Origin of the sequence: Streptomyces sp. NPDC093065 (assembly GCF_044754585.1) — a bacterium.
GTDB lineage: Bacteria > Actinomycetota > Actinomycetes > Streptomycetales > Streptomycetaceae > Streptomyces.
In genome coordinates this window covers 70,503-92,371 of sequence record NZ_JBIVPJ010000020.1, presented here as the reverse complement: position 1 = coordinate 92,371, position 21,869 = coordinate 70,503, and the positions used below count along the sequence as shown (strand labels likewise).

The following is a 21,869-nucleotide window of genomic DNA, read 5'->3' as shown; positions in this document are numbered from 1 at the left end:
TCGCTTAGGGGCGCTGGCCCGCAGGGGTGCCGCCCGGCTTCTGGAAGGGATCGTGCTCGACCAGGATCTTGTCCAGCCGTGCCTGGTCCACCCGGCTCACGATCTGGCCGACCTCCTGGCGGTCACGGATGATCTTGGCCAGGGTGAAGGCCGAGGTGACGAGGTACAGGACGGCGATGGCGAGGAAGGCCCGCACCCAGGCGTCGGCCTGGAGCCGGTAGATGCCGATGGCGGTGGCGGCCATGGCCACCGAGAACGAGGCGACGGCCTGCCCGTAGAAGGCCGCCGTGTTCTGCTGCTTGACCGGTGTGTCACTCATGGGGACAAGGGTCGGCGGATGTGGCCGGGGCCACATCCGCCGCCGTACTCAGTTCGGGTACTCAGAGCCCGGCGCTCAGAAGGCCGAGACGCCCGTCAGCGCACGCCCGATGACCAGTTTCTGGATCTGGCTGGTGCCCTCGTAGAGGGTCATCACTCGGGCATCGCGCAGCAGCTTGCCGGCCGGGTACTCGTCGATGTAGCCGTAGCCGCCGAAGACCTGGAGGGCGTTGTTGGCGGCGCGGACGGCGGCCTCGGAGGCGAACAGTTTGGCCTTGGAGGACTCGACGGTGAAGGGCTGTCCGCGGTCGATCAGGTCGGCGACCCGCCAGGTCAGCAGCCGGGCCGCGTCGACGTCGAGGGCGATGTCGCTGATCAGTTCCTGCACCAGCTGGTGGTGGGCGATGGTCCTGCCGAACTGCTCGCGCTCCCCCGCGTACCTCACGGCCGCGTCCAGCGCGGCCTGGGCTATGCCGACGCAGCCAGCCGCGACCGACATGCGCCCCTTGGCCAGGGCCGACATGGCGACCGAGAAGCCCTTGCCCTCGGGGGCCAGCATCGCGGAGGCGGGTACGCGGACGTCCTCCAGGACCAGTTCGGCGGTGGCCTGGCCGCGCAGTCCGAGCTTGCCGTGGATGGTGCGGCGGGTCAGACCGGGCGTGTCGGTGGGCACGAGGAAGGCGGAGACGCCCTTGTGGCCGGGCGCGTCGGTGGAGCGGGCGAAGAGCAGGACGACGTCGGCCCAGGTGCCGTTGGTGATGAACATCTTGGTGCCGTTGACGACATAGTCGTCGCCGTCGCGCACCGCGCGGGTGGAGAGGTTGCCCGCGTCCGATCCCGTGCCGGGCTCGGTGAGGCCGAAGCAGCCGACGTACTCGCCGGAGGTGAGTCCCGGCAGCCAGCGCCGCTTCTGCTCCTCGCTCCCCCAGGCCGCGACGGTCTTGGCGACCAGACCGAGGGAGACGGAGACGATCCCCCGCACGGAGCTGTCGCCGCGCCCCAGCTCCTCCGTGACCAGGCAGTACGCGAGGTGATCACCGCCGGAGCCGCCGTACTCCTCGTCGACCGTGAGCCCGAGGAAGCCGACCTCGCCGAGCTTCTTCACGATCGCCCGGTCCACCTCCTCGGCACGGTCCCACGCGACGACGTGAGGGGTGATCTCCCGCTCCACGAAGTCCCGGGCGAGCTGCCGTACGGCGGTCTGCTCCTCGCTGAGCTCCAGGTTCATGCCGAGTCACCCCACAGGAAAGAGATCTTGGAAGCGGTACATTGAAAGCCGTACATTTAAATTAGCACTGCTAGTTTATCTGTGCAGCCCTACTATGTGCGCCATGGCCCGACCGCGCAAGCCCCTGCTCAGCACCGACCGGATCGTCGAGACGGCCCGCGCGCTGGTGGACGCGGAGGGCCTCGCGGCCGTCTCCACGCGCCGGCTGGCCGCGGAACTGGGGGTCAGCGGGCCCTCCCTCTACAACCACTTCCGTACCAAGGACGAGATCCTCGAGGCCGTCGCCGACTCGGTGAGCGCGCAGGTCGACCTGTCGATGTTCGAGGACGGGCGGGAGTGGCGGACCGCGCTGCACGACTGGGCCGTCTCCTACCGGACGGCGCTGCGCGACCACCCCAACATCGTCCCGGTGCTGGCCCACGGCCCCGGCCGCCGCCCGGCCGCGCTGCACCTCGCGGACGCCGTCTACGGCGCGATGGTCCGGGCGGGCTGGCCGCCGGCCCAGGCCACGTCCATCGGCGCGCTGATGCGGTACTTCATCATGGGCTCGGCGCTCGGTTCCTTCGCCGGCGGCTTCGTGACCGACGCCGGTGCCTACGACCCCGCCGACTACCCGCACCTCCAGCAGGCCCACCTCCTGGCCGAGCAGCAGGAGAAGATCGACGAGCGGGCCTTCGAGACCGGCCTGACGGCGCTGCTGGACGGGCTCGCGCAGCAGTACGCGCAGGTCGCGCCGGACGCCTGAGGGCTCCGGCGACACTTCGGCGCCCGCCGAACCGTGCGTGGCGCATCCTGGGACGCATGACCGAGAGGGACGCGGAGGCACCCGGGCTCGCCCGCCTGGCCGGGCTGATCGCCGACGAGACGCGGGCCGCCTGTCTGCTGGCCCTGCTGGACGGGCGGGCGTGGACGGCCGGCGAGCTGGCCCGGCACGCCGGGGTCGCCGCGTCGACGCTCAGCGAGCATCTGGGCAAGCTCGTGGCGGGCGGGCTGCTCGCCGAGGAGCGGCAGGGGCGGCACCGGTACGTGCGGCTGGCCGACGACCGGATCGCGCAGCTCGTGGAGGACCTGGCGGCCCAGGTCGCGCCCGAGGCCGCCGCCCGGCGTCCGCGCACCCTGCGGGCGTCGAGCGCCGGGTCCGCGATGGCACGGGGGCGCACCTGCTACGACCATCTGGCCGGGCGGCTCGGCATCGCGGTGACCGACGCGCTGACCGGGCTCGGGCTGCTGCGCCAGGACACCGGGTTCGCGCTCACGGACGCGGGGCTCGGCTGGTTCGACGCCGCCGGGATCCCGCTGCGGCCCACCGGTCGCCGGCCGCTGGCCCGGGCCTGCCTCGACTGGACGGAACGCCGTCCGCACCTCGCGGGCGTGGCGGGCGCGGCCCTGTGCCGGCACGCCCTGGACACCGGTTGGTGTGCGCGCATCGGGTCCGAACGGGCGGTGAAGGTGACGCCTGCGGGTGAGTTGGCGCTGTCCGAACTGCTGGGCATCGACGCGGTGGCGCTGCGCTGAGCGCGGCCCCCGGCACCAGCCCCGCGCCGCAACCGTCCGGGCGCCGACACGTGCACACCGGCTCACGGTCCGAAATCCGCCAGCGGGAGCGGCTTCCCGCTGCCTAACCTCAGGAGCATGATGAGCACCGCCCACACGTCCCCTCCCGCCCGCCGGCACCGTCGCCCCGAACTGCTCGCGGCCGGCGCGGCCACCGTCACCGTGGTGCTGTGGGCCTCCGCCTTCGTCTCCATCCGCAGCGCGGGCGAGGCGTACTCGCCGGGCGCGCTGGCGCTCGGGCGGCTGCTGTCGGCCGCGCTGACGCTCGGGGTGATCTGCCTCCTGCGCCGGGAGGGCCTGCCGCCGCGTTCGGCCTGGCGCGGGATCGCGATATCGGGACTGCTGTGGTTCGGCTTCTACATGGTCGTCCTGAACTGGGGCGAGCAGCAGGTGGACGCCGGTACGGCCGCCCTCGTGGTGAACGTCGGTCCGATCCTCATCGCGCTGCTCGGCGCCCGGCTGCTGGGCGACGCGCTGCCGCCGCGGCTGCTGACCGGGATGGCGGTGTCGTTCGCCGGCGCGGTGACCGTGGGCCTGTCCATGTCGGGCGAGGGCGGCTCCTCGCTGCTCGGGGTGGTGCTGTGCCTGCTGGCCGCGGTGGCGTACGCGGGCGGCGTGGTCGCGCAGAAGCCCGCGCTGGCGCAAGCGAGCGCACTGCAGGTGACGACGTTCGGCTGCCTGGTCGGGGCGGTACTCTGCCTGCCGTTCGCGGGACAGCTGGTGCGGGAGGCGGCCGGCGCCCCCGCGTCCGCGACGCTCAACATGGTGTACCTGGGCGTCTTCCCGACCGCGCTGGCCTTCACGACGTGGGCGTACGCGCTGGCCCGTACGACCGCCGGGCGGATGGGCGCGACCACGTACGCCGTGCCCGCGCTGGTCGTGCTGATGTCCTGGCTGGCGCTGGGCGAGGTGCCGGGGTTGCTCACGCTGGCGGGCGGCGGCCTGTGCCTGGCGGGCGTGGCGGTGTCTCGCTCGCGCAGGCACCCGGCCGCGGCCCCGGAACGCGCCGAGGCCCCGGGCCGGGCCGAGCCCACCCGTTCGGGGCCCGCCTAGACCAGCCACTTCCCGTCGCGCATCAGGGTCCGTCCGGCCATCTCGGGAACCGTCCCCCACGCCTGCAGTACCTGCGGAGTGACGTGGAAGAAGACGTACGAGGGGTGGTCCTCGCGGGGGTCCCAGCCGTCCTTGGCGGCGAAGGCGTCGCCGACCCCGGCCGGAAGCTCCTCGCGGGTCAGCATGCGGGCGGTGCCGTGCATCAGGACCACGTCCCGGCTGTGTCCGAAGCTGAGCCGGACCCGGCCCGAGGAGCACAGGTTGCGCCCCGTCGGGTTGGTGTCGCGGGTGGACAGCCACACCGCGCCGCCGTCCCACCAGAAGGCCAGCGGAACGAGGCACGGCTCGCCGGTGGCGTCGGCCGTGGCGACCCATACGTCGTTGTCCCGCTGGAGCCGTTCCAGCGCCTCGCGCTTGCGCTGCTCCGGGCTGCGGGGACCGCTGGGGTGAGAGTCGGCTGCCGTCATGCGGGGAGGCTATGGCGTACGGCCCCCCTGCCGCATCAGGCGGGGGACCTACGTCGCACGACGGAGGACCGCCCCCGGACCCGGGCGCGGTCGAGCAGCCCGGCACAGCGTGCAGGGCGTGCCGGGCAGGCCATTCCGTACCCGCCCTAGAACACGACCAGCGCCCGGCCCCCCTTGCCCGCCAGCATGTTCTCGAAGGCCGCCGGGATGCCGTCCAGGGCGATGCGTTCGGTGACCAGGGCGCCGAGGTCGAGGCGGCCGGCGCGGACGTGTTCGGCGAGGACCGGGAGGTCGCGGGCCGGGTCGGCGTTGCCGTAGACGCAGCCGGACAGGGTGCGGCCCCAGTGGAAGATCTCCAGGGCGTTGAAGGTGACCTGCTGGTCCTTGCCGCCGATGCCGACGACCGTGGTGCGGCCGCCGCGCCGGGTGGACTCCCAGGCGGTGCGGATGGCGGCCGCGCGGCCGACGCACTCGACGGCGACGTCGACGCCCTGCTTGCCGGTGAGGGCGCGGATCTCGCGGGCGGTGGTGTCGGAGGCGAGGAGGTAGTCGGTGGCGCCCGCGGCGCGGGCCAGTTCCTCCTTCTCGGGGGACACGTCGACCGCGACGATCTTCGAGGCGCCCGCGATCCGGGCCGACTGGAGGGTGGCGAGGCCCACTCCCCCGACGCCGAAGACCGCGACCGTCTCCCCCTCGCGGACCTTCGCCGAGTGGTGGACGGCGCCGTAGCCGGTGAGGACGGCGCAGCCGAGGAGCGCCGCCTCGGTGAGGGGGATGCCCTCGGGGGCGGGCAGGACGCAGCCCGCGGCCACCACCGTCTCCTCGGCGAACGCGGCGACGTTCAGGCCGGGGTGCAGGTCGGTGCCGTCGTCGGCGCGACGGGCGTGCACGTTCGCCGCGCCGGCCAGGGCGTTCGCGCACAGCCAGACCTCGCCGAGCGAGCAGGCGTGGCAGGCGCCGCAGGACGGGGCCCAGTTGAGGACGACCGCGTCGCCGGGTGCGACGTGGGTGACGCCCTCGCCGACGGCGACGACGGTGCCGGCGCCCTCGTGGCCGAGGACGGCGGGCAGCGGCACCCGCATGGTGCCGTTGGACAGGGACAGGTCGGAGTGGCAGACCCCGGCGGCAGCGAGTCCGACCCGGACCTGCCCCGGGCCGGGCTCGGGCAGCTCGATCCCGGTGACCTCCAGGGGGGCGCCTACGGCGGGTACGACGGCGGCACGGACTGCGGTACGGACGGCCATGACGTGGACGACTCCCCTTGGCTAGAACTGGAGGGACTTGGTCTGGAGGTACTCGGCGAGTCCGTGGGCGCCCAGTTCGCGGCCCACGCCCGACTGCTTGTAGCCGCCGAAGGGCGCGAGCGGGTTGAACCGGCCGCCGTTGATGTCGACCTGCCCGGTGTCCATCCGGCGGGCGAAGGCGACCGCCTCGGCCTCGTCCCCGGCCCACACGGCGCCGGCGAGGCCGTAGACCGTGCCGTTGGCGATCCGCAGGGCGTCGTCCTCGTCCTCGTAGCGGAGGACGGTCAGGACGGGTCCGAAGATCTCCTCCTGGGCGACGGTCATCTCCTCGGTCACCTCGGCGAAGACCGTGGGGCTGACGAAGTAGCCCTGCTCGCGCGGGGCTTCGGGGCCGCCGGCGACCAGGCGCGCGCCCTCGGCGACGCCCTTGTCGATGTAACCGCGCACCCGCTCCCGCTGCTTGGCGTTGACGAGGGGGCCGATCCGGTCGCCGTACTTCGCGGCGGCCCCGGCGGCGAGCGACACGGCCTCGTCGTACTGGTCGCGGTGGACGAGCATGCGGGTCCAGGCGCTGCACGTCTGGCCGGAGTTGGACATGACGTTGGCGACGCCGACGTTCACGGCCCTGGCGAGGTCGGCGCTCGGGAGGATCACGTTGGCGGACTTGCCGCCGAGTTCGAGGGCGACCCGCTTGACGGCGGCGCCCGCGGCGGCGCCGATCCGGCGGCCCACGGCGGTGGAACCGGTGAAGGAGACCAGGTCGACGCCGGGGTGTTCGGCGAGCGCCTGGCCGGCGACCGGGCCGAGGCCGGTGACGAGGTTGAAGACACCGGTCGGGACGCCCGCCTCGTCCACCGCCTCGGCGAAGAGCTGCGCGACGAGCGGGGTGTCCTCGGCGGGCTTGAGCACGATCGTGCAGCCGGCCGCGAGCGCCGGGGCGGCCTTGGCGACGATCTGGTGGAGCGGGTAGTTCCAGGGGGTGATGGCGCCGACGACGCCGACCGGCTCGTGGTGGACGACGGAGTTGCCGATCTTCTCCTCGAAGGCGTACGTCGCCGCCAGCTCGGCGTAGGAACCGGCCACCGCGACGGGGACGGCGGCGTGCACGGCCTGCGAGAACTTCAGCGGGGAGCCCAGTTCGGCGGTGACGGTCTCCGCGATCTCGTCCTGGCGGGCCAGCAGCACGTCCCGCAGGGCGGCCAGGTGTGCGGCGCGCTCGGCGGGCGGGGTGGCCGCCCAGCCGGGCAGCGCGGCGCGGGCGGCCCGTACGGCGGTGTCGACGTCCAGGGCACTGCCCGCGGGGACCCGGCCGATCACCTGCTCGTCGGCCGGGTTCACGACGTCGATCGTGTCCCGGCCGTCGGCGGGGCGCCAGGCTCCGTCGATGTACATGCCGTCGTGTGCCTTCATCGCGTTCCTTCCGGGCGGGCCTCGTCGTCAGCCCCAAACTAGCGCCGATAGTTTTACGGCACCAGGGGCACCCACGATGGTGGCGCGGCTCACCCTTCCGGAGTGCTGGATCGGGGCGGGATCACTCCTCCAGGTCGGGCAGCCGCGCCGGGGCGGGGCAGATGCGGTCGCCGTGCTGGTCGAAGACGAACAGGTGGGCGAGGTCGACGAGGAGGGGCACCTGCATGCCGTGACGGAGGTCGATGTCGGGGGTGGTGCGGACGATCAGGTCGCCGGGGAGGCGTCCGTCGGGCGCGGCGACCGCGGGCTCGGGCTCCGGCGGCTCGTCCATGACGACCACCGGCCCGGCGCGCAGGGCGCCGGCCCGCTCCCTCAGCCGCTCCAGGACCGTGCCGTCGCGGCGACGGCGCCCGACCGGCCGGGCGGCGGGGCGCGGGGCCTCCAGGTCGGGCACGACGGCCGGCCGCGAACCGGTGTCGAAGTGCACGAGGACCTCGTGGCCCTGGAACTCCACGTGCTCCACGAGCCCGGTGAGCAGCACCTCGCCGGGGCGTGCGGACGAGGGTTTCGCGATCCGTACGGCCTCCGAGCGCAGGCCCACGATCACCTCGCGGCCCTGCTGGACGCGGAGCAACTGGTGGTCCAGGCAGAGCGGTTCGGGCAGGCGCAGGAACTGCTTGCCCAGGCTGATGGTCATCGCCCCGTCCAGCGGGGCGCGCACGAGGCCGCGCAGCAGGTTGATGCGCGGGGTGCCGATGAAGGCGGCGACGAAGACGTTGCGCGGCAGGGCGTACACCGCGCGCGGCGTGTCCACCTGCTGGAGGACCCCGCCGCGCAGGACGGCGACCCGGTCGCCCAGTGACATGGCCTCGGACTGGTCGTGGGTGACGTAGATCGTGGTGACGCCCAGCTCCCGGGTCAGCCGGGTGATCTCGGCGCGCAGGTGGTTGCGGAGCTTGGCGTCGAGGTTGGACAGCGGCTCGTCCATCAGGAAGGCGGCGGGGCGGCGGGAGATGGCCCGTCCCATGGCGACCCGCTGGCGTTCGCCGCCGGAGAGCTGGGCGGGGAAGCGGTCGAGCAGGTCCTCGATGCCCAGCATCCGGGCGGTGGCGTCCACGCGGGGGGTGTGGTCGGTCTGGGGGTCCTCGACGCGCAACGGGAAGCCGATGTTCCCGCGGGTGGTCATGTTCGGGTAGAGGGCGAAGTTCTGGAAGACCATGGCCATGCGCCGTTCGGCCGGGAGCAGGTCGTTGGCGTACGCGCCGTCCAGCGTCAGCTCCCCGTCGGTGATCTCCTCCAGCCCGGCGATCATGCGCAGCACGGTGGACTTGCCGCAGCCGGAGGGACCGAGCAGGACGAGGAACTCGCCCGGCGCGATGTCCAGCGACAGCCGGTCCACCACGCGGACGCCTCGCGCGTAGGTCTTGCTCACGTCGTGCAGGGAGATGGCGCGTGTCATGGAGGTGCCCCCGGGGACTCACTGAGCGCTGGTGCTCCGCGGTCGGACGCCCTCGTGCGGGTCGTACGGGGCGTGTGAGTCACGGAAGTTAACGGACCGTGCCCGGCCGGGGGAAGACACCGGACGACATCTCGACGCGACCGTCCATCTGGTGAGAAAGCGGACGGCCGGATTCAGGGGGCGGGGCGTCTCACGACGTGATCATGCCGGGATCGGCCGCAAGGTGGTCAGCAGTCGGACGAGCCGTCCGCGTCGCCGCTGCGGTTGCCGCCGCCTCCCCGGTTGCCGCGGGAGCGGCCGGAGGCGCGGACCAGTTCGCCCGCCGCCATGGTCGCCGTCGCCACCGCGCGCGTCCAGGGCGGGCCGCCGCGGGCCGCCCACACGACGCAGGCGCAGCCGCCGGCGACGAGGAGCAGGAGGACGGACAGAACAAGAAGGATCATGCTCACCCCTTCGTTTCCCGGCACGGCCGGCTGTCGCCGGCCCGGTCCGGGACATCCTGCCCGACCGCCGGACTCCGCCGGTCGGCCGCCCCGGTCGCGGGCGAACGCAGGGCGACGCCCGAGGAGAGCAGGAGGAGGGCGCCCAGCATCACGAACGGCGCGGCCACGCCCGCCACGCCCGCGATCAGCCCCGCGGCGGCGGGGGCGGCGACCTGGCCGAGCCGGTTGCCGGTCAGGCGCAGCGCGAGGGCCGTGGAGCGCGCCCCGTCGGGGGCCGCCCGCACGACCGTCGTCATGGACAGCGGCTGACCGACGCCCAGGCAGAAGCCGAGGACGGCCAGCATCGCGGCGAGCGCCCACACCGGCACCGGCAGTGCGACGCCGGCGCACAGCAGGGCGGCCAGCAGACAGGTCACGGTGAGCAGCACCGTGCGGCCGAGCAGCCGCAGCAGGGGCGTCAGCACGAGCCGGCAGGCGATCGTGGCGGCGGCCCGCAGGCTGAGCAGTACGCCGATCACGGCCGGGGAGATGCCCCGGTGCTCGCCGACCACCGGCAGGTAGGCGGTGAGGATGTCGGTCGCGGAGAGCACGGAGAGGCTGATCAGGATGCCCGCGGGCACGCCCCGGGAGCGCAGGATGCTCGCCACGGGGACGCGTGTCCCCCGTTCCGTACGGGACCCGGCGGCTCCCGGGTGCTCTGTGCGCCACAGGGACGTGAACGCGACCGCCGCGACCGCGCCGGCCACCACCAGGGCGAGCGCGCTGCTGCCGGCCATGTCGGGGCCGCCGATCAACGCGCCCGCGGCGATGGGTCCGATCAGCTGGCCGAGCGAGGCGCCGATGGTGAAGTGGCCGAAGTTGCGGTCCTGTTCGTGCGGCGCGGACTGGCGGGCGACCAGGGACTGGGCACCGATGACGAAACAGAGATGCCCGAGCCCCATGACGCCGCTCCACAGGGCCATCGTCGCGAGGGACCCGGCGACGCCGCTCAGCGCGCAGCCCCCGGCGATGAGCACCACGCCGACGGGCAGCAGCGGCGCACAGCGGCCGTGGTCGGTGCGGCGGCCCAGCGGAACGGCGGCGAAAAGCGGCAGCAGCGCGTACACACCGGCGATGACGCCGACGGCCCGTTCGTCGGCGCCCAGCGCGAGGGCCCGGTAGGAGACGGCGGGCCGGGCCATCGACACCGCCCCCTGCGCGAAGCCGAAGGCTATGACGAGGCGGAGCAGCCAGCCGCGGTTCCCACCGGGCACCATGATCGTGTCCCTTCCTGATGATCTCCGACGGTCAGACGATGCCGAACAAGATGCCCGCCGCGAGGATCACCAGGCTCGTCAGGACCGCCCACTTCACCACGAACCGCGTGTGGTCGCCGAACTCGACCTTGGCCATGCCGACCAGGACGTACACCGCCGGGACGAGCGGGCTGGACATGTGCAGGGGCTGGCCGACGATCGAGGCGCGGGCGATCTCCAGCGTCGACACGCCGTGCGCCTGCCCGGCCTCGGCGAGCACCGGCAGGACGCCGAAGTAGAAGCCGTCGTTCGACATGAAGTAGGTCAGCGGCAGGCTGAGCAGACCGGTGACCAGGCCCATGTGCGGGCCCATGCCGTCGGGGATGGTGTCCACGAGCCAGTTGGCCATGTGGTCGACCATGCCGGTGCCGGTGAGGACGCCGGTGAAGACGGCGGCGGCGAAGACCATGCCGGAGACGTTGAGGACGTTGTCGGCGTGGGCCGCGATGCGGGCCTTCTGGTCGGGGACGTGCGGGAAGTTGACCGTGAGGGCGAGCGCGGCACCGATCAGGAAGAGCACCGGGATCGGCAGCAGCTCCATGATCATGGCGGTGAGCAGCGCGACCGTGAGCAGCGCGTTGAACCAGTACAGCTTGGGACGCAGGGTGGGCCGGTCGGGGTCGAGCCCCTTGAAGTCGTCGCCGGACCCGCCGCTCCGGTCGCCTGACCCGCCGCTCCGGTCGGCGGTCCCGCCGTCCCGGCCGGCCGCCTCGCCCGAACCGCCACGAGCCGCTCCGGCACCGGAACGCGCACCGGACGCCCCGGAGACCGCACCCGCACCCGCACCCGCACCGACCAGCACCGTCTCGCTCTCCGACTCCGGCTCCCGCACCGGCGCGCCGCCCGGCGACAGCGTGCCCAGCCGCCTGCGCTCGCGCAGACCGAGCACGTACGCCAGGACGACGACCGCGACCAGCCCCGCGGCCAGGGCCGGGATCATGGGGACGAAGATGTCGGTGGCGTCGACCTTCAGCGCGGTGGCGGCCCGGGCGGTGGGGCCGCCCCAGGGCAGCGTGTTCATCACGCCGTTGGCCATCGCGGCGACGCCGGTCATCACGACCAGGCTCATCCCCAGCCGCTTGTACAGCGGGTACATCGCCGAGACCGTGATCATGAAGGTGGTGGAGCCGTCGCCGTCCAGCGAGACGATCGCGGCGAGCAGGGCCGTGCCGACGACGATGCGCATCGGGTCGGCCCTGCAGAACTTCAGGATGGCCCGGACGATCGGGTCGAAGAGCCCGACGTCGATCATCACCCCGAAGTAGACGATCGCGAACATGAGCATCGCCGCGGTGGGGGCGAGGCTGGACACGCCGTCGATGACGTAGTCGCCGAGATGGGCACCCTTGCCGACGAACACGCAGAACAGCGCGGGAATCAGCACGAGCGCCGCGATCGGCGACATCTTCTTCATCATGATCAGGACCAGGAAGGTCGCGATCATGGCGAAGCCGAGGATGGTCAGCATGAGTGAGTACCTAACGTTCGCCCTTGAACATCCCACCGGGCAGGCAGTGCGAGCGACGTTAGGTGGCGCCATGGAGCGTCAACAAGACGTCGACATGCGAGCAATAAGCGCAAAACTCCAGGTCAAAGCTCTGCGCCGGTCAGTCGAGCACGCGTCCCAGATACGCCCGCAGCAGCTCGCGGGCCTCCTCGATGATCTTCTCGTCGCCGTCCGGTGCGACCCGGAAGGCGAGCTGGACGAGGGTGTCGGCGGTCTCCACGGCGACGAGGAAGACGCGGCGCATGCCGTCGTCGGGCCGGCGGCCCAGGTAGCCGGAGAGCAGCTCGGTGAGCCGCTCGGCGACGCGGTGGTTGGGGACGGCGTGGCGGTCGCCGACCGGGATCTGGTTGCCGAAGTCGATCAGGGAGAAGCCGGGCGCGGTCCGCTTCATCGCGAGGTACTCGTCGAGCACGGCGTCCAGCGCACCGCGCCAGCCGCCGTCCCCCGCCTCCGTCAGCCGTTCGGTCACGCGCTCCGCGTAGCGTTCGAGGTTGCGCTGGGCCAGGGCGTCGGCCATCTGCCGCTTGTTGCCGAAGAAGCGGTAGACCGACCCGATGGGGACGTCCGCGCGCAGCGCCACGGCCCGGGTGCTCAGGGCGTCGTACCCGACCTCGTCGAGGAGGTCGGCGCAGGCGTCGAGGATCCGGGTCAGCCGTTCGGCGCTGCGGCGCTGCACGGGGGCACGGCGGAGCGGGGTCGCGTGGGACACGGTCCTCATGATGCCCTCCGGGAGCGGCCGGGTGAACCGCGGCCTCCGGCAGGGCGGGGGACGCCTCCCGGATCCGGTCCTTTCCTGCACCGGAGAACGGCGGTGGCCGCCGTCACCGGCCGGCCGCCGGTTCGGTGACCGTGCGTCCCCCGATCTCCTCGGGCTGGGTCGCGCCGGTCGGCTCCGCCTCCGACGCCGTGATGTCCGCCGTGCTCTCGACGGGCTCGCCGTCGACGGCCCAGACCGTGCCGTCGTCGGCGTACAGGCGGACCGTGAGCTGGTGCGTGCCGCGCGGGACAAGGTCGGCGGCGAGGCGGTAGCGGGGGCCGCGCAGGCGGGTGAGGTGGTCGCCGTCGAGGAAGAGGTGGGCCACGCCGCGGCCGGCCACCGCCTTCGCCTCCGCGCCGTCCGGCGAGAACCTGAAGTCGCGGACGGTGAGCCGGACGTCCCAGCTGTCGTCGGCCTCGGGCTGCACCTCGATCCCGACCGCGGGCGCGCGCTCGGCGTCCACCTCGCGGTAGCGCCGGCCCTCCTCGTCGGTGGCGTCGATCAGCCTGCCCACCGGCGTGGCCGAATCCCCGGCCTCCGGCTCACCCACGTCACCGGAGTCGCAGCCCGCCGATCCCGTCAACAGCAGGACACAGACCGCGAGCACGGCGAGCACTCCCCGCGTCCACGACATGACGTGAGACTAGAACACGGGTCCGACAGTCCGGATCCCCCAGGGGGCTGGTTCCGGTCATCCTCGCGGAGGACTGCGGGGAAGAGGCGGAGTGAAGAGGCGGAGCGGGGAAGTCCTCTTATGCCCTCTTGCGCGAGGGAAACCGCAATCCTACGGTGTGCCATAGGAATCGGGTCGCGAGAATTCGGGTTGCGAGGGAGCGAGCGATGAGCGGGGACGCGCGGAAGACCGCCGAGGGACTGGCCTATCTGTCCGGTTTCGGCAACGAGCACAGCTCGGAGGCCGTGGCGGGCGCACTGCCCGAGGGCCGGAACTCACCGCAGCGGGCCCCGCTGGGCCTGTACGCGGAGCAGCTGAGCGGCACGGCGTTCACGGAGCCGAGGGCACACAACCGGCGTTCGTGGCTGTACCGGATCCGCCCGTCGGCCGCGCACCCGGCGTTCACCCGTACGGGCAACGGCACGATCCGCACCGCGCCCTTCAACCAGGCCGTGCCGGACCCGAACCGCCTGCGGTGGAACCCGCTGCCCGAGCCCGGACCCGGTACGGACTTCGTCGCCGGACTGTGGACGCTCGGCGGCAACGGCGACGCGACCCAGCGCACCGGCATGGCCGTGCACCTGTACCACGCGACGGCCTCCATGGAGCGCGTCTTCAGCGACGCCGACGGCGAGCTGCTGATCGTCCCGGAGCGCGGCGGCCTGCTGCTGCGCACCGAGTTCGGGCTGCTGCACGCCGAGCCGGGGCATGTGGCGCTGATCCCGCGCGGGGTGCGGTTCCGCGTTGAGCTGCTGGACGAGGACGCCCGCGGGTACGTCTGCGAAAACTACGGCGCCCCGTTCCAGCTCCCCGACCTCGGCCCGATCGGCGCCAACGGCCTGGCCAACGCCCGGGACTTCCGGGCGCCGGTCGCCGCCTACGAGGACGACGGGAGCACGGCGGGCCCGGTGGAGGTGGTCAACAAGTTCTGCGGCAACCTCTGGACCGCCGAGTACGACCACTCCCCGCTGGACGTCGTCGCCTGGCACGGCAACCATGTGCCGTACGTCTACGACCTGCGTCGCTTCAACGTCATCGGCACCATCTCGTACGACCACCCGGACCCGTCGATCTTCACCGTGCTCACCTCCCCTTCGGACACCCCGGGCCTGGCGGGCGTGGACTTCGTGGTGTTCGCGCCGCGCTGGCTGGTGGGCGAGGACACCTTCCGGCCGCCCTACTTCCACCGGAACGTGATGAGCGAGTACATGGGCCTGATCGAGGGCGCCTACGACGCCAAGGCGGAGGGCTTTGTGCCGGGCGGCGGTTCGCTGCACAACATGATGTCGGCGCACGGCCCGGACCGGGAGACCTTCGACCGGGCGAGCGCCGCCGAGCTGAGGCCGCAGCGGATCGACGACGGGCTGGCGTTCATGTTCGAGACCCGGTGGCCGGTGACCCTCACCCCCCACGCGGCCCGCGCCGAGCACCTGCAGCCCCGCTACGACGACGTCTGGCAGGGCCTGGAGCGGCACTTCCGCCCCTTGCACTGAGGTTTCCCCTACCGGTACGGATGGCCCGTGACCTCCTTCGCCCCGGACTCCATCGTCCTGAACCGCAAGCTGCCGCTCTGGTACCAGGTGTCGCAGTCGCTGCGCGCCTCGATACTCGGCCGCTCGCCCCGGGACCCGCTGCGCCTGCCCACCGAGGAACAGCTGGCCGGGCACTACGGGGTGAGCGTGCTGACCATGCGGCAGGCGCTGAAGGAGCTGGAGGACGAGGGGCTGATCACCCGCCACCGCCGGCGGGGCACGTTCATCGAGCCGCACGCCCGCCGGGGCGCCCCGGTGCGGCTGCTCGGCTCGGTGGACGCGATCGTGGCGCAGCAGTCCGGCATGAAGGCCGAGCTGCTGGGCCACGGTTTCGGCCCGGTGCCGTCCGAACTCGCCGAGTACTTCGCGGAGCTGCCGGAGGTGGCGACGTACCACCGGCTGCGCTGCGACGAGAAGACGGGCGAGCCGACCAACCACGCCCGCAACTACGTCCGTCCCGAACTGGCCGGGCGCATCGACCCGGACGACCTCGCCCGGTGGCCGATGACCAAGGTGCTGCGGGACATGGTGGGCATGGACATCAGCCGGATCACGGACACCGTGGAGGCGCGGCTCGCGGACCCGGAGACGGCGCGGCTGCTCGAAGTCCCGCTGCTCAGCCCGATCCTGCACTACACGGGCATCACCTACGACACCGACGGCCGGGTCCTCGACGCGGCCGTCATCCACTACCGCGGCGACCGCTTCTCCTTCACGGTCACCCTGGATGCCACGTGAGGCCGGGGCGCCCCGTCGTACGATGCCCGGCGTGACGCACGACGACGCTCCGCCGCTGGCGGACCTCATGCCGTGGTCCGTCGCACCGCCGCGGCTCGGCCGGGGGTGGCCGGCGGCTCCCGACGCGGCGTCCCTGAAGGCCCGCTGGGACGCCCTGGTGAAGGCCGGGGGGCCCGACCGCGCGGCCCTGTTCGAACCGACCCGCTCGCGCACACCGCACTCGGCGGTCGGGCGACTGCCGGGCGGCGCCGGGGGCACCGAGCGGCTGGCGCGCGCCTCGGGGCCCTGTCCGGAGCCGGTCCGGGTGCTGCGGGCGCCGTTCGACGAGCAGTGGCTGATTCCCGACCACCGGCTGATCGACGCGGCCCGTCCGGAGCTGTGGCGGGTGGCGGACGAACGCCAGGTGTTCGTGGTGGAGACGCCCGAGGCCGCCGGTGGGCCGCTGCTGGTGGCGACCTCGCTGCTGCCGTTGTTCGGCCCCGCCCGGATCCGGCCGCTGCACCGCCGCCCCGGCGGTGCGGAGCCCAACCTCGCCCCGGGCCTGCTGGACCACCTGACCGCCCGCCTCGGCCTGCGCCCCGGCCCGCTGGACGTGCTCGCCTGGTCGGTGGCGGCCGTGCGGCCCGGCTCGCTGGTCCCGCTCACCGCGGACCCGTCGCTGTGGGAGCGCGGCGTCGAACTGGGCCGGCGCGCGCTGTGGCTGATGCGCCGCGACGGAGAGCGCCCCAAGCTGCCCGGCGGTCGCCGCCCGTACGTCCGCGCCCCGCTGCCCCCGCACCCGCTGACGCTGCGCTACGACCGGGACGAGGAGGCCCTCTGCCTGGACGAGGGCCGCGTCTCCCCCGTGCCGCCGGGTGCCTGGGACTTCGAGGTGGGCGGGGTCCGGGTGCTCGAGCAGTGGTTCGCGGCCCGCACGGCGGAGGGCGAGCCGGGCACACTGACGGCGATCCGCCCGGCCGGCTGGCCGCAGACCTGGACGTCCGAGCTGCTGGAGCTGATCACGGTCCTCGCCCTGCTGGCCGAAGTGCTCGGCGCCTGCCGGGAGTTGACGGTCACGGACGAGATCACCGCGACCGAGCTGCGCGAGGCGGGCGTCCTGCCGGTGCCCGGCTCGGCCCGGCGTCCGGCCTCGGTCCTGGACGACCGGGAGGAGGGTCCGGAGGGCCAGTTGGCGCTGCTGTGACCGCAAAACCCCGCCACCCCCGGCCCCACGACCCGCCCCCCGGCACCGAACCACCAACCCACCCGCCCCCGACCCCCGCGACCTGCACGGAATGCCCGCACCCCTGCCGCCGCCCGGGCCTCGCCCCACTGACCTGCCCGGCGCATCCACTCCCGACCTGACCCGGCCCGGCTCCTGCCATCACCCCTGCCCCGGGAGCGCCCGATCCCGACCCCCGCCCAGCGCATCCAGTCCCGACCTGCCTCGGGCCTGCCCCGGCTCCTGCCTTCGGCCCGGCCCGCGAGCGCCCGGTCCCGACCCCGAGCACTGCTCGGTATGCCCGCACCCCCGCCGCAGCCCGGCCCTCGCCCCGCTGGCCCGCCCGGTCCCTGCGCGGTATGCCCGCACCCCTGCCGCCGCCCGGGCCTCGCCCCGCGTCGGTGTCCGGCTCAGGCGAACCCGTCCAGTACTCGCGTCAGCGCCCGTTCGAAGACCCCTTCCAGGTCGATCGGTCCCGCGTCCTCGGCGAAGGACGCCGCCAGCCGCGGATAGGCGCCGCTCGCGACCTGACGGCCGAGGTAGGCGATGCGCGCCGCGTTCTCCTGCTCCTCGGACCAGGGCAGCGAGCGGGTGCGCTCGACGGTGGCGATCTCGTTGGAGACGTACGTCGTCACGACGCCGTTCACCATCGCGACCAGCTCCATCTTGGTGCCGTAGGGCGCGTCGAAGGGGTCGAGGCAGGCCAGGCAGTGCTCCAGGTAGCGCAGGGCGTTGGGGCTGAAGCCGTAGACGGGCGACATCAGGCGGGGCAGCCAGGTGTGGCGGTGCATCAGGGCGCGGGTCTGGTGGGCCACCCGGATCATGTCCGCGCGCCAGTCCCCGCTGGGTTCCCACAGCTCGTGCTCGCCGCTGACCGCGTCCATCATCAGCTCGTACAGGTCCTCCTTGCGGGGGACGTAGTTGTACAGCGACATGGTGCCGCAGCCCAGCTCGCCGGCGACGCGGCGCATCGAGACCGCGTCCAGGCCCTCGGCGTCGGCGATCCCCACCGCGGCGGCGGCGATGTCGGCGCGGGTGTACGCCGGTCTCGGCCCCCGGCCGGTGCGCTCGGGGCGCGACCAGATCACTTCGGGTACGGCCGCTCGGCCCGCCATCGTGCATCACCTCGGCCACCATCCTAGTTACGTACAGCGTACGTAGTGCGCTATGGTCGCAGCATGACTACTACGTACGCTGTACTTAGTGAAGGACTGGAGAAGCGCTTCGGCACCGTGCACGCGCTGCGCGGTCTGGATCTCGCGGTGGCCGAGGGCACGGTCTGCGGACTGCTCGGGCCGAACGGCGCGGGCAAGACCACGGCGGTCCGGCTGCTGACGACGCTGCTGCGGCCGGACGCGGGCTCGGCGCGGATCGCCGGGCACGACCTGGTGCGCGAGGCCGCCGCGGTCCGTCGCCGGATCGGGGTGACCGGGCAGTACGCGTCGGTGGACGGCGACCTCACCGGACGGCAGAACCTGCGGCTGTTCGCCCGGCTGCACCGGGTACGGGACGCGGCGGCGCGGGCCGACGGTTTGCTGGACCGCTTCGGCCTGGCCGACGCCGCCGACCGGCCCGCCTCCACGCTGTCCGGCGGCATGCGGCGCCGCCTGGACCTGGCCGCGAGCCTCGTACGCCGCCCCGACGTGCTGTTCCTGGACGAGCCGACGACCGGGCTCGACCCGGCCAGCCGCAACCGCATCTGGGAGGCGGTACGCGCCCTGAAGGAGGAGGGCACCACCGTGCTGCTCACCACGCAGTACCTGGAGGAGGCCGACCGCCTCGCCGACGACATCGCCCTGGTGGACCGGGGCCGGGTCGCGCACACCGGGTCGCCGGCCGAACTCAAGGCACTGGTGGGGGCGTACGCGGAGGCCGTGGTCGCGGACGCGGACGCCCTGGCGCGGGCGGCGGCGGTCCTGGACCGGCTGACCGGCGCGGAGCCGGCCCTCGACCACGAGCGGCGCACCGCCGGCGCCGTCAGCACCGATCCGACGCTGACCCTGCCCCGCCTGGTGCGCGAACTCGACGCGGCGGGCGTGCCCCTGGTGGACGCGAGCCTGCGGCCGCCGACCCTCGACGACGTCTTCCTCCGCCTGACCGGCGGCAGCGACAGCGGCCACGGCGACAGCGGCCACGACAGCAAGGAGCTGGTGGCATGAGCACGATGACGACGGGGCCGTACGGCTCGGCCCGCGCCCTGGCGTACGACGGGTCGGCCATGCTGGGCCGCCAGCTGCGGCGGGCCCGGAACAATCCGGGGCTGATGGTCCTCACCCAGACCATGCCGATCACGATGCTGCTGTTCTTCGGCTACGTCTTCGGCAGCGCGCTGGCGATGCCGGGCGAGGAGTACCGGGCCTTCCTGGTGCCGGGCCTGCTGGTCGCCACGGCCGCGAACGGCATCATGACCGGCATGTTCCAGGCCGCCCAGGACACCCACCGGGGCGTGACGGACCGCCTGCGTACGCTGCCGGTGAGCCGGGCCGCCGTACCGCTCGGGCAGTCGGTCGCCGACGTGCTGGTGACGGCCGCCGGGACGGTTCCCCTGCTGCTCGTCGGGCTCGCGGTGGGCTGGCGGGTGGAGGGCGGCGCGCTCGGCGCGGTGGGTGCGGTGGCGCTGCTGCTGCTGTTCCGGTTCACGACGACGTGGATCGGGATCTTCCTGGGGCTGCTCACCCGCAACGAGGAGGCCGCCGGTCAACTGGGCGGCGCGACCTTCATCCTTCCGTTGCTGTCCAACGCGTACATCCCGACCGACGGGCTGCCGGGCTGGCTGCGCACGCTCGCGGAATGGAATCCCATCAGCGCGGTGACCACGGCCCTGCGGGACCTCTTCGGCAACGCGCCCGTGCCGGACGGGGCCGCCTGGCCGGTGACGCACCCCGTGGCCGGATCGCTCGCCTGGTGCGCGCTACTGCTCGCGGTGTTCGTCCCGCTCGCCGTGCGTCGGTACGCGCACGGCGCCCGCTGAGCGGGCCGAGTGCGTCACCGCCGGTGGGGAGACGGCGGGACGCAGACGCGGGACAGGATGGCGAGGACGCGCAGGGGGCGGGCGTACGGGGCCGGGTCTGCCGGGGACGGCCCGCGCTCGGGAAGCACACCGGGGCGCCGCTGCGTGCCGTGGGGATGACGGACGAGTGCCGCGGCGCCGCGCCGGGAGGGTGTGACGACCGGCGCGCGGGCCTCAGTTGCCGCCGAACAGCGAACGGCGCAGTCGGCGCAGCGGCGCGAACAGCGAGACCCGGCGCACCCGGACACCCCTGTTGCTGCGCTTGTGCGCGGGCTCACGCGCGGTCAGCTCACGCATCAGCGACGTCGCCTCCACGGTCTCCCGCGACGGAAGGGCGGGCCCTCCGAGTACCGCGAGATGACGGTCGAGGCGCGAGCTGGTCGCGCTGCTCCCGCAGGTGATGGCAGGGACCCTTGCCCTGCTGCGCACTGTTATCTGTTCCATGTCACTCCCCACCCGTACGAGTCCACCCGGCCCGGGCAGAGTAACCCTATCGCCCCGGTACGGCATGCGTGTATCGCGGTCACAGGATTCACCTTCCCCGTAAGGGGGTTGACGATTACTCTCCGAATCCGACAGATTCCAGGGCGAGTTGGACAACCGGCACACTCGTCGGCCGAACCGACCCCCCGGCGGGCTCGACCGTCACCGCGAGTGACGTGGCGGAGCGGCTCAGACCCGACACGATCAGGGGCATGTCGCGGTCGAAGAGCCCGAGGGAGCGCGGCTCGGCGCCGGGGCGCATCAGCCACAGCTGGCGCACGCGGTCGCCCGACGGCTCGCCGTACCCGCTCAGGGTGACCACCGCGCGCCCCTCGGACGCGGAGGCGACCACCGCGACACCGCGGCCCCGCTCGTCCGCGCCCCTGGCGGCGCGGGCGTCCTGGGCGGCGAGAACGTGTGCGATCTCACCTGCCCTCTCCCGTGCGCCGTCCAGCTCGTCCTGGGTGCGGGCCGCCTGCACGGCGAAGAGCGAGGCGACCACGAGCGCCGCGGCGGCCGTCGCCGTGGCGAACGGAACGAGCAGGAGCCGCGGCCGGGACCCGCGCGAGCGCCCGGCGCCGGGCCGGCCGCCCCACCCGTGGGCCGGTGGCCGCGGGACGGGCCCGGCCGGGAGCGCGGGCTCCTGCGGGGTGCCGCGTACGGCGGCCAGCACCCGCTCGCGCAGGGCGGGCGGCGCCGGGGCGGCCGTGGACCAGGCCAGCCGGACGGCGTCCTCGCGCAGGGACCGCACCTCGGCGGCGCAGCGGCCGCAGCCCTCCAGGTGCCGTTCGAAGCGCACCCGTTCGGCGCCGTCCAGGGCGTCCAGGGCGAAGGGGGCGGCGAGCGAGTGGAGGACGGCGCGGCGGCCGGGCAGCCGGCGGCCGAGTCTCATGCGGCGCCTCCCAGGCAGTCGCGCAGGCGGCCCAGTCCGTCTCTCATCCTGGTCTTGACCGTGCCCAGCGGGAGGGAGAGGCGCTCGGCCACCTCCCGGTAGGTGTAGCCGTCGTAGTAGGCGAGGGTGACCGACTGACGCTGCAGGGCGGTCAGACGGTCCAGACAGCGGCGCACCCACTCGCGTTCGAGTCCGGCCTCGACCTCCTCCGAGACCTGGTCGTAGGCGGGGTGGTGGGCGCGGCGGGCCTCGCGCCGGTCGCGTTCGCCGGCCGCGCGGGCGCTGCGCACCCGGTCGACGGCGCGGCGGTGGGCGACGGTGAGGACCCACGCCAGGGCGCTTCCCCGGCGCGGGTCGAACCGCCCGGCGGACCGCCACAGTTCGAGCAGCACCTCCTGGGTGACCTCCTCCGACTGGGCGGGGTCGCGCACCACGCGCCGCACGAGTCCGAACACCGGGCCCGACACCATGCCGTACAGCTCCTCGAAGGCCTTCTGGTCGCCGTCGGCCACGAGCACCAGCAGCTCGTCCGCCTCCACCGGTCCCCCCTCTCCGCGGACCGCGCCCGGCCCGTCGACGTCACCGCCGGGCGCGCACGGCGGCAC

The 21,869-nt window shown here is 73.6% G+C and carries 23 protein-coding genes; 8 read left to right on the top strand and 15 right to left on the bottom strand.

Translation table 11 applies throughout. From position 1 onward, the window contains the following. Positions 1-4 precede the first annotated feature (4 nt). Both ACIQFU_RS29395 and ACIQFU_RS29390 read right to left on the bottom strand, forming a co-directional pair. Positions 5-319, bottom strand: a complete 315-nt coding sequence (locus ACIQFU_RS29395; RefSeq protein WP_030402879.1) for a YiaA/YiaB family inner membrane protein — start codon at positions 317-319, stop codon at positions 5-7. Between the two features lie 75 nt (positions 320-394). Beyond that, a complete protein-coding gene (locus ACIQFU_RS29390; RefSeq protein WP_402555442.1) occupies positions 395-1,546 on the bottom strand; it encodes an acyl-CoA dehydrogenase family protein in 1,152 nt (383 codons plus the stop codon). 103 nt (positions 1,547-1,649) lie between these two features. Between ACIQFU_RS29390 and ACIQFU_RS29385 the strand changes: the two genes are divergently transcribed. From ACIQFU_RS29385 to ACIQFU_RS29375, 3 genes are all read left to right on the top strand, one after another. After that, positions 1,650-2,291 carry a TetR/AcrR family transcriptional regulator gene (locus ACIQFU_RS29385; protein ID WP_402555441.1) on the top strand — a complete coding sequence of 214 codons (642 nt, stop codon included), beginning with the start codon at positions 1,650-1,652 and terminating at the stop codon, positions 2,289-2,291. Between the two features lie 56 nt (positions 2,292-2,347). Continuing rightward, complete coding sequence (locus tag ACIQFU_RS29380) at positions 2,348-3,061, top strand: ArsR/SmtB family transcription factor (RefSeq protein WP_402555439.1); 714 nt, start codon at positions 2,348-2,350, stop codon at positions 3,059-3,061. Positions 3,062-3,178: 117 nt separating this feature from the next. After that, positions 3,179-4,153: a DMT family transporter gene (locus ACIQFU_RS29375; RefSeq protein ID WP_402555438.1), complete on the top strand. Its 975-nt coding sequence runs from the start codon at positions 3,179-3,181 to the stop codon at positions 4,151-4,153. On the opposite strand, the gene ACIQFU_RS29370 is transcribed toward ACIQFU_RS29375, so the two are convergent. From ACIQFU_RS29370 to ACIQFU_RS29330, 9 genes are all read right to left on the bottom strand, one after another. After that, positions 4,150-4,620: a pyridoxamine 5'-phosphate oxidase family protein gene (locus tag ACIQFU_RS29370; RefSeq protein WP_402555436.1), complete on the bottom strand. Its 471-nt coding sequence runs from the start codon at positions 4,618-4,620 to the stop codon at positions 4,150-4,152. The two genes, ACIQFU_RS29375 and ACIQFU_RS29370, sit on opposite strands and share 4 nt — an antisense overlap. A 146-nt stretch (positions 4,621-4,766) precedes the next feature. Beyond that, complete coding sequence (locus ACIQFU_RS29365) at positions 4,767-5,864, bottom strand: zinc-binding dehydrogenase (RefSeq protein WP_402555434.1); 1,098 nt, start codon at positions 5,862-5,864, stop codon at positions 4,767-4,769. Between the two features lie 21 nt (positions 5,865-5,885). Next, positions 5,886-7,274 carry an aldehyde dehydrogenase family protein gene (locus ACIQFU_RS29360; protein ID WP_402555432.1) on the bottom strand — a complete coding sequence of 463 codons (1,389 nt, stop codon included), beginning with the start codon at positions 7,272-7,274 and terminating at the stop codon, positions 5,886-5,888. Positions 7,275-7,395: 121 nt separating this feature from the next. Continuing rightward, positions 7,396-8,733 (bottom strand): ABC transporter ATP-binding protein, encoded by a 1,338-nt coding sequence (locus ACIQFU_RS29355; protein WP_402555431.1) that lies wholly within the window; start codon positions 8,731-8,733, stop codon positions 7,396-7,398. Between the two features lie 227 nt (positions 8,734-8,960). Further along, positions 8,961-9,176 (bottom strand): hypothetical protein, encoded by a 216-nt coding sequence (locus ACIQFU_RS29350; RefSeq protein ID WP_402555430.1) that lies wholly within the window; start codon positions 9,174-9,176, stop codon positions 8,961-8,963. 2 nt (positions 9,177-9,178) lie between these two features. Continuing rightward, complete coding sequence (locus ACIQFU_RS29345) at positions 9,179-10,432, bottom strand: MFS transporter (protein ID WP_402555428.1); 1,254 nt, start codon at positions 10,430-10,432, stop codon at positions 9,179-9,181. Positions 10,433-10,463: 31 nt separating this feature from the next. Further along, positions 10,464-11,939, bottom strand: coding sequence for a CitMHS family transporter (locus ACIQFU_RS29340; protein WP_402555427.1), 1,476 nt, complete (start codon positions 11,937-11,939; stop codon positions 10,464-10,466). A gap of 139 nt (positions 11,940-12,078) precedes the next feature. Beyond that, positions 12,079-12,696, bottom strand: a complete 618-nt coding sequence (locus tag ACIQFU_RS29335; RefSeq protein ID WP_402555425.1) for a TetR family transcriptional regulator — start codon at positions 12,694-12,696, stop codon at positions 12,079-12,081. Between the two features lie 103 nt (positions 12,697-12,799). Continuing rightward, a complete protein-coding gene (locus ACIQFU_RS29330; protein WP_402555423.1) occupies positions 12,800-13,369 on the bottom strand; it encodes a hypothetical protein in 570 nt (189 codons plus the stop codon). Between the two features lie 206 nt (positions 13,370-13,575). Here ACIQFU_RS29330 and hmgA point away from each other — a divergent pair, with 206 nt between their 5' ends. The 3 genes from hmgA to ACIQFU_RS29315 are packed head-to-tail and all read left to right on the top strand — an operon-like array spanning position 13,576 to position 16,861. Beyond that, a complete protein-coding gene (gene hmgA, locus ACIQFU_RS29325) occupies positions 13,576-14,901 on the top strand; it encodes a homogentisate 1,2-dioxygenase (RefSeq protein WP_402555421.1) in 1,326 nt (441 codons plus the stop codon). A 27-nt stretch (positions 14,902-14,928) separates the two neighbouring features. Then, positions 14,929-15,678 carry a GntR family transcriptional regulator gene (locus tag ACIQFU_RS29320; RefSeq protein WP_402555419.1) on the top strand — a complete coding sequence of 250 codons (750 nt, stop codon included), beginning with the start codon at positions 14,929-14,931 and terminating at the stop codon, positions 15,676-15,678. Between the two features lie 22 nt (positions 15,679-15,700). Further along, positions 15,701-16,861 carry a type ISP restriction/modification enzyme gene (locus ACIQFU_RS29315; RefSeq protein WP_402555417.1) on the top strand — a complete coding sequence of 387 codons (1,161 nt, stop codon included), beginning with the start codon at positions 15,701-15,703 and terminating at the stop codon, positions 16,859-16,861. 428 nt (positions 16,862-17,289) lie between these two features. Here the strand turns inward: ACIQFU_RS29315 and ACIQFU_RS29310 are convergent, their stop codons facing one another. After that, positions 17,290-17,994 (bottom strand): TetR/AcrR family transcriptional regulator C-terminal domain-containing protein, encoded by a 705-nt coding sequence (locus tag ACIQFU_RS29310; protein WP_402555415.1) that lies wholly within the window; start codon positions 17,992-17,994, stop codon positions 17,290-17,292. 63 nt (positions 17,995-18,057) lie between these two features. Here ACIQFU_RS29310 and ACIQFU_RS29305 point away from each other — a divergent pair, with 63 nt between their 5' ends. Continuing rightward, positions 18,058-19,038 carry an ATP-binding cassette domain-containing protein gene (locus ACIQFU_RS29305; RefSeq protein WP_402555413.1) on the top strand — a complete coding sequence of 327 codons (981 nt, stop codon included), beginning with the start codon at positions 18,058-18,060 and terminating at the stop codon, positions 19,036-19,038. Beyond that, complete coding sequence (locus ACIQFU_RS29300) at positions 19,035-19,850, top strand: ABC transporter permease (protein WP_402555411.1); 816 nt, start codon at positions 19,035-19,037, stop codon at positions 19,848-19,850. Before ACIQFU_RS29305 ends, ACIQFU_RS29300 begins: the two co-directional genes overlap by 4 nt. A gap of 213 nt (positions 19,851-20,063) precedes the next feature. Here ACIQFU_RS29300 and ACIQFU_RS29295 read toward each other — a convergent pair whose 3' ends face one another. From ACIQFU_RS29295 to ACIQFU_RS29285, 3 genes are all read right to left on the bottom strand, one after another. Next, positions 20,064-20,333, bottom strand: coding sequence for a hypothetical protein (locus tag ACIQFU_RS29295; RefSeq protein ID WP_402555409.1), 270 nt, complete (start codon positions 20,331-20,333; stop codon positions 20,064-20,066). A 115-nt stretch (positions 20,334-20,448) separates the two neighbouring features. Next, on the bottom strand, positions 20,449-21,264 hold the full coding sequence (locus ACIQFU_RS29290; RefSeq protein WP_402555407.1) for an anti-sigma factor domain-containing protein: 816 nt from the start codon (positions 21,262-21,264) through the stop codon (positions 20,449-20,451). Continuing rightward, on the bottom strand, positions 21,261-21,803 hold the full coding sequence (locus ACIQFU_RS29285; protein ID WP_402555406.1) for a sigma-70 family RNA polymerase sigma factor: 543 nt from the start codon (positions 21,801-21,803) through the stop codon (positions 21,261-21,263). Before ACIQFU_RS29285 ends, ACIQFU_RS29290 begins: the two co-directional genes overlap by 4 nt. Positions 21,804-21,869 lie beyond the last annotated feature (66 nt).